The following is a 17,697-nucleotide window of genomic DNA, read 5'->3' as shown; positions in this document are numbered from 1 at the left end:
ATAAAATAAAACAAACGAAGTACGTAATGCCTCCGCCACGTCGTGCCCGTGCCGGGCATGAGCCATGCCATAGCCAGGCATGGCGTCCGTGGTTCGCGGTTCCAGGCCCGGGCACAAATAGGGGGCAGCCCAGCGCGGCCCCTGGCCGCCTCGGCCTCGCGTGGCCACAGCGACCGCGCCCAGCGATTGCAGCCTCAGCCTCGCCCGACAACCCTATTTTTCAACACCCGCCATGCTGGAAATCCGCCATCTCGAAACCCTGAGCGCCATACGCGATACCGGCAGCCTGCAGGAAGCCGCCGAGCACCTGCACGTCACGCAGTCGGCCCTTTCGCACCAGCTGCGAGACCTGGAAGTGCGCCTCAAGACACCTTTGCTGAACCGGCGCACCCGGCCGGCGCGGCTGAGCACGGCCGGCCTGCGCCTGGTGGCCCTGGCCGACGAGATACTGCCGCGCGTCAAGGCCACGGAACGCGAGCTGCAGCGCCTGGCGGCCGGGCGCACCGGGCGGCTGCATCTGGCCATAGACTGCCATTCCTGCTTCCAGTGGCTGATGCCGGCGCTGGACGCGTTCCGCCAGAACTGGCCCGACGTGGCACTGGATCTGTCGGCGGCATTCGCCTTCGCACCGCTGCCGGCCCTGCTGCGCGGCGACCTGGACGTGGTGGTGACCTCCGATCCCGTGCCCATGGAAGCGGTGCAATACCTGCCGCTGTTCAGCTACGAGCTGGTACTGGCCGTGGCCTCGGCCAACCCGCTGTCCCAGTATGCGTATATAGAGCCGCAACAGCTCGCCGACCAAGTGCTCATCACCTACCCGGTGGATAAACAGCGGCTGGACGTCTATACGGCATTCCTGGATCCGGCCGGCGTCGAGCCCGCGGCGATCCGCAAGGCGGAGCTGACCCCCATGATCGTGCAGCTGGTGGCCAGCCAGCGCGGCGTAGCCGCCCTGCCCAACTGGGCCCTGACCGAATACCTGAACCAGGGCTGGCTGCGCACCTGCCGCCTGGGCGAGGCCGGCGTCTGGCGCACGCTGCACGCCGCCATCCGCGTCGAAGACGCGCAAGCCAGCTACATCCACGCCTTCCTGGAACAGGCGCGCGAAACCTGCTTCAAGACGCTGGACGGGATCAAGGCGGCTTAGGATCTGTACACAGTAAGTGGCTGCGAGGTTTTCCCCGACCATTCCGGCAGCAGGGCGCCGTCAAAGCCGCCGTCAAAGCCGCCGTCAAAGCCGCAGTCATCGCCGCCTTGTATGCCGCTGCCACGGCCATACGCTGAATCGCACGTTTCATGCCGGCTCATTCTTTTTACGAGATGATTAAGGATTCGGGGTCGGCGAAAAACAGCACATTGGCAACACCGACAGGCGCGTATTATCCAGCCCCCGGGCCCGGTAGATGTGCGAGACAAAAGCGCTCTGGCGCATCATCGTCTTGCTCGGCCAGGAATTCGTCTCCGCAATGGTTGCGAGTCGACCAGACGAGCAGGCGACGGTCGGCGGAAACCGCATAGGGACGATCGCCGCGCGAGGTGCCCGCAATGCGTTGCTCGCGGCGGGTGTGCATGTCGAGGATGACGAGCCCCGTGTCGGCCGGATAGATGAGCCGCGAGCGGCGGGTGTCGAAGAGATACTGCCCCAGGCCCCACGAGCCCCACGCCGCCACATAGAACGGCGAGCCGGAGACACGTTCGCGCATCCTGAGCTCGATCGTGCCGTGGCCAAGATCATAGGCCCAGGCGAGGAATTGGCGATTGCCCCGGATCGTTTCAAGAATGTCCCAGTCGCTTTGCGGCACTTCGTCCTGTGCGACAGCGTCGCGCCGATCCGCAGCGTCGAGCAATGAACGAACCCCGCCCGGCACTTCGTCCAGCCGGCGGCCGCCGTCCAGTGTTGCCGCATAGACGACGCTGGCGCCTTGTTCCGCTTGATTCCTTTGACTCCATACCGCGACGCGCGCGTAAAGTGTGTGGCCTTGCCAGGCCAGCGAGTGGATCGCCATTGGCGAGCCGTCCGGATGGGCTGGCCCTAAGTCCGGCTTCGGCGTCGCCGCAGCCAACTTGCGATCGGCGACCCGATAGAGCCAGACTTGGCCGGGAAGGTCGATTTCCAGGCTGGGCAGCAGAATCGCCAGCATCGAGCCATCGGGCGATGCCTGGATATCGGCGATGCGCGGCCCGGGCCCCGCCACGATCTCGGGGCGCTCCGCCGCAATCGCCTTCAGGTCGATCTCGACCATATCCGACGGCGCCAGCGGCTTCACGCCAAGATCCTGCAGCACGCGGCGGCGCTCGAGGTAAACCGTGTTCAGGCAATCGTAGGCCTGCTTGCGCAACGCGCTGGACGGCACCGACAATTCCGCGAACGAGCGGTCGGCCACGCAGCGGCGGTCACGCTCGCGGATCCAATCGCGCTGGCTCGACACGAGCTCGCGGCGGGCCGGCTCGGCCACGGAGGCTTTTGCGGCCGCGTAGCCGCGCGACAAGGCCAGATCTTGCCAGCGCAGCACGGCCTGCGCACAGATGAAGCGATCCGCCGCTCGTTCGGCCTTGGCGCAATCGAAGCTTGCCGGGATCCCCTGCGCTTTTCCCGAGGCCGCCCGAGCCGTGCCGCACGCGAACAGTCCGGCCAATGCCGCGGCCACGATTCCGATACGCAAGACCCCGGCCATGGGCGGCCAGCCAGGCGTTTTCATTGGCCAGCCGTCGTCGCATCGCAGGCCGCAAGCATCTTGGCCGCCGGCTTGGCCGCACCGGCCATGTCATAGTGTTGTGTACGCCCGGCTATCGTAATGTCGAGCCGCCCGCTCGAACCCAGAATGCGCCGCAGGGTCTCATCGAGAGGCAGTCGGGCATGGAGTTCGATGCCTCCCGAATCCTGGTTGCGCACCCCTTTTTCCGAAAACTCGATCTGCCTGCCCGCCGCCGCCATGCGTACCGGCAGCGGCACGCCCTCTTCGGCGCCGCTATCCTCGTCTTGCAGACCCACCTTCACGAAGCGCTCGCCCCGTTTGCACCCGAAGATCACAGCGACATAATCGCTGTGGGGTACGCCGTAGACAAGCATGGTTATATCGTCGAAGCTATCGCCAAACCAGCGCAGCGGTTCCTCGCCCTGTGCCGCGACCGGCGCTACCGCCACCGGTATCAGCACGGCCAGGGCGGCCGCGAGCAGCATACGGGAAAAAACGGTTGCACGCCGAACGGCGGATCTGGTTTGCTTCATATTGGCCCTCGCACATGCCCGGTTCCGCCGGATGCCATTCGATCGGAAAAAATTCGATCGGAAAAACCTGGCCCCGCGCGACCGTGATTGGGCCGGGCAAAAAAAGCCAAATACAAAGTAGATACAATGTAAAAGCGGCTGCCGAGGCCCTGCTGCGAATCAATCTATCAGATGTCCAGCAGGAATGATTCATTTATTCGAATGAGCCGTTCGACCCCCATCGGCACCCCGAGTGTCCGTACCCCGTCATCCGGCTCGGGAATGCCCACTCGACGCGCCGCCCGCGGCAGGCATAGGCCTGGCGCAGGTTCGCGCATTCCGCCAGACCCGCCACGGGCGCGTCGCCTTGCGGGAATGTCGTGGATTACGGCTACGCCGCTCCGTTGACGATGTCCAGGCACTGGCGGCGGCGCCACACGGTTTCCTTGACCTGCCGCTGGCTGTCGTCGAAGACCACTTTGTACTGGCACACCAGGTAGTTCTGCGAGGCCGGCATGCGCAGCGTGAAGTTGTAGTTCCACTCCGGGCCATCCTGTCCGTTGGTGCGGCTGAGCGGCTGGCCCAATTTTCCGGCGACCGCCTGGGCTTGCATGCCCGGCACTATCTGCCTGAACAATGCCGGATTTTCAACGGCTCCGTCGCGCTTGAACGGCACGTCGTATTCGGGAATCGTCATATTGACGTCCGAATACTTCAACTTGTCGGGATTGCTGACTGGGTCATTCGGGTTATGGTGCGCCGCGCACCCCGCGATCGCCAGTACGACGGCGGACAGGGCGGCAGGACGCACAAAACCAGAATTAACAAGGTCTGTTTTCATAAAAGTTTCTCTTTGAACCTCACGACAAATCGCGCCATAGGGCCGCGCACAATGCCTCAGGACAGCGCACGGCTCTCATCCCCTGCCCGGCCATCACCGCTCGCGCAGCGCTTCACGCGCCTTGTTGAACGGCTTGGTCAAATAATCCCACACCGTCTTGCTGCCGGTACGGATGTCCGTGGTGGTGACCATCCCCGGCACGATGGGAAATTTTTTTCCCGCCTTGTTGATCAGCACATCCGAGTCCGTGCGCACGTATACCGGGTAGTACACGATCTCGGGCTTGACCTTGTCGCGCACGGTATCGGGAGATATCGTCACCACACGCCCCTCGAGGCCGCCATAGATGGAGTAGTCATATGCCGTCACCTTCACCAGCGCCTTTTGGTCGGGGTGAATGAAGGCGATGTCGCGCGGCGAAATGTGCGCTTCGACCAGCAGTTGGGAATCCAGCGGCACGACCGTCATGAGCGCGCCATTCGGCGGCACCACGCCGCCGATGGTGGTGACTTCGATGCTCTTGACTATGCCCCGTACCGGTGACCGCAGGGTCGTGCGCTTGAGCGTGTCCTCGCGCCCGCGCACGACCGACGACAAGGACTTGACCTGCGCGGCGACCTTGGCCAGATCCTGGCGGCTCTGCACCATATAGTTGGATCGCGTCTCGGTGACCTTGAGTTCCAGATCGGCCTGCTCACGCTGCAAGCGGATAAGCTCGACATTGCTGGCCGCGCCTGTTTTTACCAGCGAACGCGTAATGCCGATCTGCTTGCGCACCAGGCCCAGAGACTCATCCAGCCCCGCAAGGGTCTGTTTCAACCCACGCTGGCGCGATTGGAAAAGCGACACTTCCGCCGCGCGCACTTCAGGGTAGCCAGCAAGCTCGGCAGGGAACTTGATCTCGTCCAGATCATCGATCTCTGCCTGCAGCCGCGCCTGGCTGGCCAGCGCCGCCCGATATTGAGCCGCCGTCTCGCCGACGCTCGATTCGCTGCGCGTGGGATCCAGACGAGCCAGCACCTGCCCCTTCTGGACGATATCGCCCACATGCACGTCCAGCTGCGCCAGAACGCCACCTTCCAGAGACGCGATCTGCTGCTCCCGGGAACTGGGTATGACCTTGCCCGGGCCATTGGACACTTCGACGATCTTGAAATTCCAGGCCCACAGAAAGAAGACAGCCAGGAACAAGGCCATTATCCAGACCACTTTGGCTCCGCCGCTGGCGTGAAAGTCATCGGCTTCGTCGAGGCGCGCCAGCTCGGCATCGGGCACGACGATCAATGCCGGCATGGTGCCATGAAGATTATTTCCGGACGTTGCGGCGGTCATTGCGGCTGCTCCTCGGCCAGCGTCAGGGGGTCTTGCGCCGGCGGCTCGGCGCCCGCCTGTTCTTGCGCCTGTTCTTGCGCCTGTTCTTGCGCCTGTTCTTGCGCCTGTTCTTGCGCCTGTTCTTGCGCCTGTGCCGAAGGCTGCGCAGCGGCAGCGGCAGCCGCTTGTACCGGGGCGCCCCGATTGCGCCGCAAGGTTTCGATCACCGTGTCGCGGGGGCCGTCCAGCGCAACGGCTCCGCCGTCCAGGACGATGATTCTGTCTACGAGTTCCAGCAGCGCCAGCCGATGCGTGGCCACCACCAGGGTGCGCCCGTGCGCCAGCTCACGCAACTGCGCGATCACCGTCCGCTCGGTACCGTCGTCGAGCATGGCCGTGGGTTCGTCCAGAAGCAGAACCCGCGGATCACGCAGCAGCAGCCGCGCCAGCAGCAGGCTCTGGCGCTGCCCGCCGGACAAACCCAGGCCGCCCTCCATCACCGGGTAATCCAGCCCCATCGGCAAGCGCTGCACGAAGGCCCAGGCGCCCGCCCGATGCAATGCAGCCGCAATTTCGGCATCGGTGGCATTGGGGGCGCCGAGCCGCATGTTCTCGCGCAGCGTGCCGTAGAACAGGCGCGCATTCTGGGTCAGCAGCGATACGTCGCGGCGCACATCGGCCGGATCGATGTGACCCAGCGCCACATCGTCGAGCAGAATCCTGCCCATTTGCGGCTCCAGCAGGCCGGACAGCGCCTGCAGCAGCGTCGACTTTCCGGAACCGTTGCGCCCCAGCACGGCAATGCGCTCGCCCGGCTGGATGTCGAGCTTGCCCACGCGCAGCGCGGGCACGGTGCCGTCGTAGCTGAACATGGCCTGGCGCAATTCGTACTTGCCCATCAAGGCCGGACGATGCACCCGCGTGCCGTCCTCGGCATGATCCACCGGCAGCTGCATCAACTGATCGAGCGCCTCGGTGGCCACCCTGGCCTGCTGCCAGCGGTTCAGCACCTGCGCGACCCCCGCCAGCGGCGCCAGCATGCGCGAAGACAGAATCGACGCGGCGACCAGCACACCAGTGCTTATTTCGCCCGACATCACCATGGGCGCACCGAAAAACACGACAAAGGCATAGGCCCCGCCCTGCACGGCCTGGATCCAGTTTCCGAGCTGATGCAACAGCTCGCGCATGCGCAGGCTCGAGTCGGCGTCTATAGCGTTGTAATAGTTCCACTGATTCTGGAAACTTGGCTCGGACTGCAGCAGCTTGATGTCCTCGATGCCCTGCACAGCCTCAACCAGCATGGAGCTGCGCAGCGACGATTCGCGCATGCATTCCTGGGCCAGCGCGCGCAGGCGCTTCTGCGCCAGCAGGCTGGGCAGCATCAGCAGCGCGAACGCCGCCAGAGGTATCCAGACGAGGCTGCCGGCAATAGACCAGAAGATCAGGCAGAACAGCAGGAAAAACGGCAGATCCGCGATTGCCGCCACCGTGGTCGAGGTCAACATGTCGCGCACGGGCTCAAGCTCGCGTATCTGCGCCACGAACGTGCCCGTCGCCTTGGGCCTGGCCGTATTGCGTATGCGCAGTGCGCGGCCGAATACGCGGTCGGAGATCCGCAGATCGGAGCGCTTGCCGACCACGTCGATGATGTGCAGACGGGCATTGCGCATGACCCAGCTGAACACCAGGGCCAGCATCACGCCCGAAAACAGCACGTACAGCGTGGGCTGCGACTGCGCCGGGATGACCCGGTCATACACCTGCATCGAGAACATGATGCCGGCCAGAGACATCAGGTTGGACACGAACGAGGCGACCATCACATGCGTGTAGGGGCGCAGGTCGGCGAAGACGATGTCGCGCAGCCAATGACGCTTGACCGGCTTGAAATAGTCGTCGACCCGGGAGTCGGGCGCCGACTTGATCGGCCGCAGCACAGCCATGGCCGCTACGGACGCGCGCAGATCGTCCAGGGCGACCGTACTGTCCAAGCCCTGGTCGCCGCTGAACTTCAGGCGCAGGCCCTCTTCCGTGACGGCGGAGATGACCGCCACCTGGCCATCGCGCAACTGCACGGCCAGCGGCAGACGCCAGGAGCTCAGGCCATCGAGGCGCGGCTTGACCCAGCGCAGGCGCAATCCCGCCTGGCGGGCGGCTTCGCGCACGTTGTCCTGCAGGCCTCGGGGGTTCCCCCAGGCGAAAGCCACACGCAGGCGTTCGCGGGAAACGTCCAGATGGTAGTGCGCCGCCACGGCCAGCACCGCATCGAACCAGCCGGCCAATGGTTGCGGCAAACGATCGGAACCGGATGCAAGACTGTCCTGGCCAGCCGCCCCGTGATCCATATCGGCCGCCTGCCCGGCCGAAGCGAACGCGTGTGCGGCAAAAGCGGGTTTAGCGCTCATTGAACTTCCCCGGCAACGTGCTGCGACGGCAGGTTCGGAGCACTGATGGCGTGCGACACGACCTCGCCCTCGCTGAAGGCGTTGCGCAGGCCGCCCATGTAATACAGGCATTCAATTTCTTGGTGATACATTTCATGCTTGCTTTCTATCTGGTCATTAAGCGAGGAGTAATATTCCTGTTCGGCATTGAGCAGGTCGAGCATGGAGCGGGTGCCCAGCTGCAGGTACTGCTGGCGGTACAGAACACGGGTGATGCGCATGTTTGCCTCGCGCGCCGCCTGCACCTGGATGCGTCCGGAATACTTGCGCCACTGCAGCACAGCGTTCTGCAGGCCCTGGATCGCGTCGAGCCGGGCCTGATCCAGCGCCGCCGTGGCCGCAGAGACGCCATAGCCGGCTGCGCGCTTGCCCGATTGCAGCCGCCCTCCTTCATACAAAGGCATCGAGAAATTCAGCATGACCGATGCGTCCGTCCGGGGCGTGCCGGGCAAGCCGTAGTCTCCGCCCAGCCGCCGCCCCACAGACCCGCTGACCGACAGCGTCGGCCGCAGCTGTGCCTCGGCAAGATCCAGCCCGGCGCGCGCCTGTTCCAGCTGCGACTGGGCAACCTGAACCGCCGCCGTGGACTGCACGGACGCCCGCCTCGAGGCCGCGTCCGCCTTGCAGGTGCCCTTCAAGGCAGGCGTGGGCGCGCCGGCGATCTGGGGCGGCATCTCCATGCCCACCCAATGCATCAGGGTGGTGCGCCAGAGCCGCACCTGCGACTGTGCGGTCAGCAGCTCGACTCGGGCCTCATCGACGCGTGCCTGGGCCTGTGCGGTATCGGAATAGGTTCCGGCGCCCTTGTCCTGGCGTTCTTTGACGAGCTTGGTCAGCGCCTCCAGGGAAGCGACCTGCTGTTTTGCCACCTCGACCAGCGCCTCGTTGCGGCTCACTTCCACCCATGCCTCGGCGGTATTGCGTATGACTTGATCGAAGGTCAGCAATACCTGCGCACGCGCCGCGCCGCTGGCCGCCATGGCCTGGTCGACCTGGCTGCCGACTTTGCCGAAGTCGTACACCATTTGCGTAACCGAGATTTGCGCAAGATGCTGGTGCTGGCTGTCGGTGTCCCCTATGGGATTGTTGCTGGCCTGGCTGCTGACCCCTGCCGTGACCGTGGGGTAATAGCCCGAACGCGCGGCTTCGATGCTCTCGGTCTGCTGCAGCAGCTGGCTACGCGCATTGTGCAGCGACGGATGCCAGCGCACGGCCCGGTTCACCGCCTCCTGCATGCCAAGCGCCGCGGCGCCCTGGCCCGCCGCAGCGGCGGATCTGAGCCCGGAAAGCAGGTTCGGTGCAGGCGGAGGCTCTCGATGCGAGGGCGCCCGCTGTGGCGACGCGGGCAGCAGCACCGGGGGCATGGCCTGCGCCGCAGCCGGTGCGGGCGGCCGCGCCGGCGTCTGCGCGCGCACGGGCAAGGCCACTGCCAGCCAGGCGGCAGCCGCGGCGGCGGCGAGGGCGGGCGGTGCAAACCGTGCCGGCAGGCCTCGCGGCGCACTGCCCGAACCGGCCTTGGGATCAAGCTGCATGCCGGCTGCGCGAGATAGCGCGGTGTCGAGTCTCGCCAACATCAAGCCACCGCGTGCGCATGAGCCAGGCTATGGTGCAGCTCGTCGTCCGGCTGCTGCACATCGGGCACGAAAGCCGTGTAGGCCGCCGCGCCGCTGCCGGAAGCGGAGTCCGGCTGCGGCAAGGTTCCGCTGTCGGTTTCCTGCCCCGGAAGCCAGCTATGGGTACTGCCAGCCGCCCCTCCGGAAGAGGCATCCGGTGCCGCCGCCAGCAAGGAATCGAGCGTCGGCAGTGTGCTTTCCTGATCGAACAGAAAGGAGGATTCGCTGGTGCTGCCGTCGGACTGCGTGTCGGGCAGATCCAGCATGAGCGACATCGGCGAGAAAGACAGCCCCTGGGATTCCGGAGTGACCGCTGTTTCGTCGACCGAAGCGCCGCCATCCACTATCAACTTGACGGTGGAAACGCCATCATCCAGAGTGCCGGTCCAGGTACCATCATGGTTGTTCGTCCAGGTGCCGCTCAGTGCAACCTTGTCTCCTGCCCCGTCGCCGTGTACGGTCAGCGTACCGCTGGAATCGCCGCCCGAGCCCAGGATGGTGCGTACCTGTTCGGGGGTCAGATCGTTGATTTTGTTGTCGCCGCTGATGCTCAGATCCAAGGTTTCGATATTGCTCAGCTTGGCGGCAAGATCCGTCCCGCTGAGCGTCTCGCCCTGGCGGAAGTGCACCGTATCCGTACCGGAAAGGCCATCGATGCTGTTTCCGGTCCAGATGAGGGAATTGTCGCCGTTGGTGGCAAGCTGATTCGACACATTCAGTGTGATGGTGTTGCTGTCGTGAACGGACTCATCACCATTCCCGCTTTCCACCGTCCAGGCTTCCACCCCGATCTGCATCCCAGGCGTCGTCGTATCCTGATCATGCAGATCGGAGCTCGCCTGTATGAAGCCCAGCTTATGCAAGGCGTCCTGGGTCAGCCCAGTGATCGTGTAGGTACCGCCATTTGCCGAGTCATACGCGACCCCATCAATCAACACGCCGCCTATATAGAAAGAAGCGTGCTCACCCAGGCCGGTGAGTTTCAGCGTCGTGGTTTCCTGGCTGGTGTCTTCAATTGTGCTGGTTCCGACCGTGATGCTGGCATCGGTCGCGTCAGCCATCGCCGCATTGAGGTTTATTGGAATGATATGGCCTTCGGTGCCAAATGCATGAGTCGGGTCGAGCGTGATCCCATTGGCGATCGGATCAATGGTGATAGGCTCCAGTACATGGGTATCGGTGACCGTAGTGGTCAAGGAATCTTCACCGGACTTGACGATCAGTTCCAGCCCAGACAGCGTGCCGCTCCAGTGGGCTGGCGGCAGGATGGCAATGTAAGCGGGCATCGTGAGGCTCTCTTCGGAAATGACCCACGTGTTCATGCCGTCCTGCCCCCCTGCATTGCTGGCCATGTGGGCGTCGCTTGCACTATTGCCGATATACACTAGAAAACCACTGGGGACATCCGAAAGTAGAATGGAGTGAAACTTCTCTGAGCCGTCGCCATCGATAAGAGTTGCCTGAAGGCCGGTCAACTGGATCAGCGACTCTTTACCGGCAACGGCAGCTTCGCCACCGGTGACGGCATTGCTGGTGATCTGTGCCCCGTCGTTGCTGATAGCCACCGTTAGGGTGGCGCTGTTGTCGACTTGAACAGGGTTGGCATTTTCTTCCTGGTTTGTCACCCAGGTTTTAACCGTGACATCCCCCTTGGTCATGGTGTCAGGCTGGTAGTCGAAATGAAGCGTCTCGCCCATATCGACTTTATCGATGACATAGTACGTGCCGGAGGGCAAGCCTGCGGGATCCGTCTCGGTCGTCAGAGTGTGATCTCCCGCACCGATCAGCGAAAGCGTACCGCCATCCAGAGCCGACGTAGTGCTGCCTACCTGCAGGTACAGTTTGCCGTCGACAATGATGCCGTGGCTGCCGTCGGCTAAATTGCTGACGGTGATGTCGAACGGGATGCTGGTATCGGATTCATTAAGCTCACTATCTGTGCCGGCAATGGCAATCGTCGCCTCGTCAGTCACTGGTTCGACCGGTATGGTCGGCGTGACAGACCGGGTGTTCACAGCATCACTACCAGCGCCGCCGACAAGCGAGGTGGTCAAGTCGGCATCGAAGGTGAAGCCTCCTGTGGCGTTGTTCTCGTTGCTGTTGGGCGGCGGGGTGACGCTGATGGAGTGCAACAGCTCTTGAAGCGCATCATCGATGTCGTTCTGGGTGGTGCTGCCATCAACGGTAATGAGCTTGGTCGCCGTCCATACGTCGTGCCCGTCGATGACGGTATGAACCATGCCCGCAACACTGGAACCGCCAGGCAGGTCGGTCAGGGTCACCGTGAAGGCGTGCGTGCCGATACCCGGCAGCATGACGCCCGCATCAATCTTTTCGTCGAGCGTAAAAGGGCTGTCCTCGGTCGCCGAGGTATCGTTATAGGCCCATTCGGTAATGGGTGCGGGACTCTCCGCCGGGCCAGCGGGGCCGTCGGTAACATCGGTCGTTTCCAGATGCCACGTTACCGAGTCAGTTTCGACAAGCCCCGCGTTCGCCTGGTCGTTGCCATTGTCCTGCACTTGCGCAGTCATGGTGATGTCGTGAACGCCTTTATCGGCCTGCCCACTGACATCGAATCGAACCGACAGATCTAGCCCCTCGCTGCCGATAGCCTTGGCATCCTCGCCGTCATACACCAGCAGCCAGCGACCGCCGCCCAGATAGCGGCCGTCGACCACCCCGCCCTCTCCATCGGACACCCCCACGGTCACTCCATCGGGCACCCCGTCGATGACGACACGCACCAGATGTTCGCTGCCGTCGGTATCGGGGGAATCAACGTGGAAATTCACCGTTACGATATCGGCCACTTCCACGCTAACAGTATCGGGGCTCGCATCGTCTGACACGGTGGTGTCCAGCGTACCCGCAATGGCCGTTATGGATGCATTCGGCTGATCGGTGACCGCCGTGGCATGGATTTCGAATGTCGCCGGCGTCCAGGGACTTGTCGTCGTACCACTGCCATCAGAGGCGGCATCCGTAATTTGGTACTCGAACGCAAAACTGCCCAGATCGCCGTCAAGATTCTCGCTGCCCTGGGCCGACAACGTAGCCGCCTGTTCCGGAGACAGAATGTAGTAGCCGTCGGTAACCGTCAAATCGGTGATGGGCGCACCGTCCACATATAGCGTAAAGTTCTTGTCGGTGAACTGGCTGGCATCGATACGCACCCCGGCCAGGGTTTCGTCGGTATCCCCGTGCTGGTGCACGATATGCAGGCCAACATTGGATCGGGCGTCTTCAGATATCGTGGCGCTGGTGCTCATGACGGCTTCGGGTGAAGGCGTGACCGTGAACGTAACGGGCACCGCAGTGCCGGTATGCGTATCCCCGTCATCTTCAGTCGTAACACCAGCAACCTTGAAGTGCACCTCGCCGCTATAGTTCTCCGGCACCGTGATCGTGGCATCGGCCAACTGGTCTTCGGTCAGTACCCAGACCCGGGCCTCTCCCGTGATCGAGTGGTCGGTGACCAGTAGCCCCGAGTCAAGGGCGAAACCGTCAGGCAGCCCGGACACGCGTACGGTCAAGGTTTCGGAGCCGTCCTCGTCTGGAGTCGATACGGACACCAGATCAGACAGCTTGACGGACTTGGTGCCATCGTCCAGATCAGCTTCGGTGAAATTGGCCACTATTTTTGGCTGGACAACAGCAGTATCGGCGACGCCGTGCATAGCCACGACGATGTTCAGCGTAGGGCCAGTCGTATTGATACTGCTGTACGGGCTACCGCCATCGCCATCGATTATCAACGTGTCCACTGAATCGGCATGGACTTGCAGCGTGAAGTCTTTGTTACTGTTAGCCGGCGGGCTGATGTACAAGTCTGTGGCGGTATTGAAGTCAGTGATTTTGACGCTGCCGTCGATGGCTGTCTGCGCGACCCCACCGTAGTAAATGATAGCGCCGTCGGGAATACCGGAAATCGTGACGACAAAAGTTTCCGAAGGATCAGAGCTGGTCGGATTGATGGCCAGCGGGATATTGGTGTCTTCCTTGCCGCTGGCGTGACCGCTCAGGGTCAGGGTCACGTCATCGGCCACCGGCTTGATAAGAATATTGACCAGGTGCGACTCGCCGCTGGTTGCCTCCGACGACACGCCATTGCCATCGTCATCCATATCGACGGTATGGGCTTCAACCTTGATGTCGAATTTTCCAGAAAAATCTGGCGCCGCCTTGAACTGCAAAGTACCCAATGCATCGACCGGCACATCGATGGGGCTACCCACGTAGGTGACAATATGATCGACACCGCCTTCGATCCACTTGAATTGCGAGCCTATCGCGCCGGAGGGGCCGCCATCGCCCGCAACCAGTTCCGGCGTCAAGCGGGCGAATAGCTTTTCTCCGGAATCTTGGTCAACCCAGCCTTCGGCCAGGTCGAAGGCGCCGTCTTGGCTGAGATCGAACCATTTGTCTTCCTCACCTGGCGTGGCGTAAGGATGGCCCTGAGTCATCGTCAAATCAGCGAAACCGTCGTGGTCAGTATCGACGAGGCTCCCCGAAGCGTTTCCATCCTGATTAGTGGTCTCGGCCACCGGCGTTACCGTAATCTTCACGTCGCGGTCGACCGTCTGTGTATCAGTGACGGTCGATCCGTTCACCGTATTGCTATCCGTGGTCTCGATCGACAGCGTGATCGTTTCATCCTTGCTGCTGTGCGCGGGCGGTGTAATCGTAAAGCCGTCAAGGACGGCCTCACGCTCGGCTTCAGTCAGTGTGCCGTCGAAGGTGATCGTGGCAGTACTACCGGTGAGGTCATAACTCCATTCCGCCGATGATGACGGCGGAGTGACCTCCCAGCCCGTCGGCACCGTAAACGTCACGGAATCGATTACTTCCGAACCGGAGCCCGTATCGGTGACGGCAACGTTCTGCAGGAAATGGACAGCCGTGTCTTCCGGCGTGGTTACACCCGCGGCGCTTACATCGCCTGCCATGGGATCGACATGCAGACCCAGCACGACAGAGCTGCTAACGGTGCTGATGTCACCGATTGAATCGATGTCAGTATCCTTCGATTCCAGCGTGATGGTGATGCCATCGATGTCGCCGCTGAAATTGGCAGGCGGCTTGACTTTGATAGTCGGAGGTTCGGCCGAATCGGTCCAAGCCGAAGACACCTTCTGGTCGAGTGCACTTATGACGGTTTCGACGCCGCCAATAGTGACGACCGCACCTACAGGCAGGCCTGAGATGCTGTACTGGTACTCCTCGCTGCCATCTGTATCGAGGGCCGCGTTTCCGTCTGTGTCGTTCAGATGAAACGTCAGATGGCTTGTCAGATCGATGGTATTGTCTTCATCGACCGACAGGCTGGCGCTGTCTGCGCCGTCGATGCTCAATTTCGCGCCATCGGTAACGGCCTGTACATCGACATCGATGGTCTGCGTGCTGGTGGCCCCGTCCACGCCCGGAAGAATCGCACCGGTGCTATCCACTTCATAGCTGGTTGCACTGACGGTGACGGTGAAGTTCCGGCCGCTTTCGGCAGGAGGATTGGCCTCTAGCGCCTCATATTCAGCCTTGGTCAGGTAATAGACGCCGTGGGCATTGTCTTCGGCTGGCAGGCTGGAGACGTGATCCACGTCGGTGAGGACGATGGTGATCTTGCCGTCCACGGGGGCCAGCTCCATCGTACCGGTGACCAAGGTCACCCCAGTGGCACCGGCGCCGCTGAGCGTCAGCGTGATCTCGCCCAGACGCTCGGAATAATCGTGCGTGATGGCACCGTCGCCCGTTCCGGTGTCAGTAATCCCCGGCGCGACCAAGTCCAGCGACACTGAGGTGTCTTCATTTGTATGGACGGTCTTGTCGTCTTCCAGAGCAGGCGTGTCGGCTACCTTGGCGATCTCAAAAGTGAGCGTCTGAGTCACCGTTCCCGTGCCGCCGCTGGACTCGGCCATGGTATAGGTGACAGTCGGCACCTCGCCGGCATAGTTTTCCGCCGGCGTAAAAGTGTAAGCGCCGTTTTCCGCAATGGTCAGGGTGCCCAGTACGTTGCCAACCGCGTCCTTAAGGATGATGTCATCGCCGGAAGTATAGTTGTCGCCAAGGGTATAGGTTTCGTCGTTCCCATCGCCGTCATTGTCGACTTTGAAAGTCGTCACCTTGAGGACGTCGTCCACGTCGGAGACATAATCCTGCAATGTGCCAGTGGCGCTGCCGTCCTCAGTCAAGTGGACGGTTTCATCGCCCGCTCCCGTGAGGTTGTCGTCACTACCGTTGACGGTGACGGTAATGACCTGCTCGTCATACGCGCCGTGTTCGTCGGTCACTCGTGCAGTGAAGGTCTCCGTCCCGGTGTCGCCATGATTTAGCCCCTGGGTAGCGGCGCGGTCATCATCCAGCGTATACGTCCACTTGCCCGTGGTTGGATCAATACTGATCGTTCCATAGGTACCGTTGGTTCCCGTTCCCGCTATGCTCCATGTCAGCGTCGCACCGGTATCCACGTCGTGGGCGGCCAGGGTGCCAGTGGCGGTATCATCTCCCGGCACCCCGGTTCCCTTTTCGGTCACTTGGCCGGCAGCATCGGCCTCAACCGAGGTGATCCCGGGCTGATCGTTGGTGCCCGTGACAGTGATGGTCAAGGTGCTGGTGCTGGTCGCGCCCATGGCATCCACCGTCGTGTAGCTGAACACCTCTGTGACAGTTTCGCCCTGATGAAGCGCCTGAGTGTCGAGATCGTCGTTGGCCAGCGTGTAGGTATATGTGCCATCTTCCTTGAGCACCAGGGAGCCATAGACACCCCCAAGCGCAGTGCCCAACTCGCCCACTGCGCCGTCAAAGCTCACCTCGCTGACTGTCAGCGTCTTCTTCTCGCCATCGTCCACATCGGTATCGTTGGTCAGCACGTTGCCGGTGGCGGTCGGAATCCCTTCCGTAGGAGTGTTATCGCCATTGTCCACGCCCGCTTCCTTGACCGTGCCGGTATCGGCATTGGCTACAGGCGAGTCGTTGGTGCCGGTGATGGTGATGGTGACGTTGCGCGTGTCCGTGCCGCCCGAGCCGTCGTTCACCTGTACGATGTAGGTCAGTTCAACGGTGTCGCCTTCGTTCAGGGCCTGGGTGGCGGCCAGCGTGTTGTCCAGCTCATAAGTCCACACCCCCGTCGCGGAATCGACGCTGAATGTGCCGTAGGTGGTGTCCGGATCGATGACGCTCCAGGTGAACGTGTCGTTATCCACATCCGATGCTGTGAAACTGCCACTGACAGTGGGGTCGCCAGGAACCACCGTACCGTCATCGAGATTCCCAGCCTCAATTACTGCGCCGGATTGATTGCTTTCGGTAATGACTGGGTCGTCGTTGCTGCCGTTGATGGTGACCGTCAGTGTCGCCGTACTCGGATCCCCGTCGCTGTCCGTGATCGTGTAGCTGAACGTGTCCTCTAGCGTGTCGTTAGCATTGAGCGCATCAACATCATGATTCGTGTTGTCCAGTGTGTAGTCGTAGCTGCCATCGGCGTGGATCACCACCGCCCCATATGCACCCTTGATCGTCAACTCGCCGCTGACACTGTCATCCGCCGTATTGCCCGGGACGTTATTGCTGATGATACCCGTCACTGTCGCGCCATCGGCACCCTGCGTATCGGCCACATCATCCAGCCCAGGCGCCGTATCACCGGCCTCTCCCAGCACATTGCCACTGACCGTGGCTTCCGTCGCGTCTTCCGTAATGCTGCTGGCGTCGGCGTGGGCCTGGGGCGCATCATCGACGATCTTGATCGCGATGCTGCTCGTATCGTCCACATCCCCGTTGCGATCGGCTGCCGTCACACCGATCTTGTCCAGTACATCCGTCCCCGCCACCTCCGGCGCCTTCGTCAGCACATAGCTGTAGTCGATCGTCAGCGTGCCGTCTGCCGCCTGGTGATAGCCATTGAGCTCCAGCGTCCCGTATTGCGTCTCGATGTGCTGCGCCGTACCGCCCAGCGCCTCGATCTCCGCCCGGCTCAGCACCTTCGTCTGCGTCACTCCGTCTACATCCTGGTACGACAGCGTGATCGCCCCGCTCTCGCTCAGCCCATCCAGCGCCTTCACCGTGAAGCTGGCGTTGACCTGGGTGTCTGCCTCGTTCGTCGCAGAACCCTCGGCCAGGCCACTCTCGAACACCACCTGATCGGTGGTCACCCCATCGGGCGTGGTGGCTGCCCGGTTCCCCGGCACATCCACCATCACGCCATCGTCGGCGCCATTGATGGTAATCGTCAGTGTCGCCGTGCTCGAGTCCCCATCGCCGTCGGTGATCGTGTACGTATAGGTA

Annotated in this window: 8 protein-coding genes; 1 reads left to right on the top strand and 7 read right to left on the bottom strand. The window is 62.3% G+C overall.

Translation table 11 applies throughout. The annotated features are described in order from the left end of the window. Nucleotides 1–232: 232 nt before the first annotated feature. Nucleotides 233–1,147: a LysR family transcriptional regulator gene (locus CEY11_RS22175; RefSeq protein WP_088605613.1), complete on the top strand. Its 915-nt coding sequence runs from the start codon at nucleotides 233–235 to the stop codon at nucleotides 1,145–1,147. Nucleotides 1,148–1,379: 232 nt separating this feature from the next. Here the strand turns inward: CEY11_RS22175 and CEY11_RS22170 are convergent, their stop codons facing one another. The 7 genes from CEY11_RS22170 to CEY11_RS22135 all read right to left on the bottom strand — a co-directional run bounded on the left by CEY11_RS22170 (nucleotide 1,380) and on the right by CEY11_RS22135 (nucleotide 17,609). Further along, nucleotides 1,380–2,648, bottom strand: a complete 1,269-nt coding sequence (locus CEY11_RS22170; protein ID WP_158215418.1) for a lysozyme inhibitor LprI family protein — start codon at nucleotides 2,646–2,648, stop codon at nucleotides 1,380–1,382. Between the two features lie 47 nt (nucleotides 2,649–2,695). Further along, on the bottom strand, nucleotides 2,696–3,229 hold the full coding sequence (locus CEY11_RS22165; RefSeq protein ID WP_143323029.1) for a hypothetical protein: 534 nt from the start codon (nucleotides 3,227–3,229) through the stop codon (nucleotides 2,696–2,698). Between the two features lie 370 nt (nucleotides 3,230–3,599). Then, nucleotides 3,600–4,049 (bottom strand): outer membrane protein assembly factor BamE domain-containing protein, encoded by a 450-nt coding sequence (gene bamE, locus CEY11_RS22160; protein ID WP_088605610.1) that lies wholly within the window; start codon nucleotides 4,047–4,049, stop codon nucleotides 3,600–3,602. A gap of 93 nt (nucleotides 4,050–4,142) precedes the next feature. Next, nucleotides 4,143–5,381, bottom strand: a complete 1,239-nt coding sequence (locus CEY11_RS22155) for an HlyD family efflux transporter periplasmic adaptor subunit (RefSeq protein WP_233155025.1) — start codon at nucleotides 5,379–5,381, stop codon at nucleotides 4,143–4,145. Next, complete coding sequence (locus CEY11_RS22145) at nucleotides 5,378–7,768, bottom strand: type I secretion system permease/ATPase (RefSeq protein WP_456297776.1); 2,391 nt, start codon at nucleotides 7,766–7,768, stop codon at nucleotides 5,378–5,380. Before CEY11_RS22145 ends, CEY11_RS22155 begins: the two co-directional genes overlap by 4 nt. Beyond that, entirely contained in the window at nucleotides 7,765–9,339 is a 1,575-nt protein-coding gene (locus CEY11_RS22140; protein WP_143323026.1) for a TolC family outer membrane protein, read from the bottom strand. Before CEY11_RS22140 ends, CEY11_RS22145 begins: the two co-directional genes overlap by 4 nt. 41 nt (nucleotides 9,340–9,380) lie before the next feature. Continuing rightward, entirely contained in the window at nucleotides 9,381–17,609 is an 8,229-nt protein-coding gene (locus CEY11_RS22135; protein WP_233155024.1) for a VCBS domain-containing protein, read from the bottom strand. Nucleotides 17,610–17,697: the final 88 nt, after the last annotated feature.

The organism is Candidimonas nitroreducens, from assembly GCF_002209565.1.
Classification (GTDB): domain Bacteria; phylum Pseudomonadota; class Gammaproteobacteria; order Burkholderiales; family Burkholderiaceae_B; genus Candidimonas; species Candidimonas nitroreducens.
The sequence above is the reverse complement of the archived record's forward strand: the minus strand, read 5'-3'. Positions and strand labels throughout refer to the sequence as shown.

Bases quoted from the DNA above. Each gene is read 5' to 3' on its own strand.
- CEY11_RS22175 (WP_088605613.1), top strand. From the start codon at position 233: ATGCTGGAAATCCGCCATCTCGAAACCCTGAGCGCCATACGCGATACC.
- CEY11_RS22165 (WP_143323029.1), bottom strand. From the start codon at position 3,229: ATGAAGCAAACCAGATCCGCCGTTCGGCGTGCAACCGTTTTTTCCCGT.
- bamE (WP_088605610.1), bottom strand. From the start codon at position 4,049: ATGAAAACAGACCTTGTTAATTCTGGTTTTGTGCGTCCTGCCGCCCTG.
- CEY11_RS22155 (WP_233155025.1), bottom strand. From the start codon at position 5,381: ATGACCGCCGCAACGTCCGGAAATAATCTTCATGGCACCATGCCGGCA.
- CEY11_RS22145 (WP_456297776.1), bottom strand. From the start codon at position 7,768: ATGAGCGCTAAACCCGCTTTTGCCGCACACGCGTTCGCTTCGGCCGGG.
- CEY11_RS22140 (WP_143323026.1), bottom strand. From the start codon at position 9,339: ATGCAGCTTGATCCCAAGGCCGGTTCGGGCAGTGCGCCGCGAGGCCTG.
- CEY11_RS22135 (WP_233155024.1), bottom strand. From the start codon at position 17,609: ATGGTGGATGTGCCGGGGAACCGGGCAGCCACCACGCCCGATGGGGTG.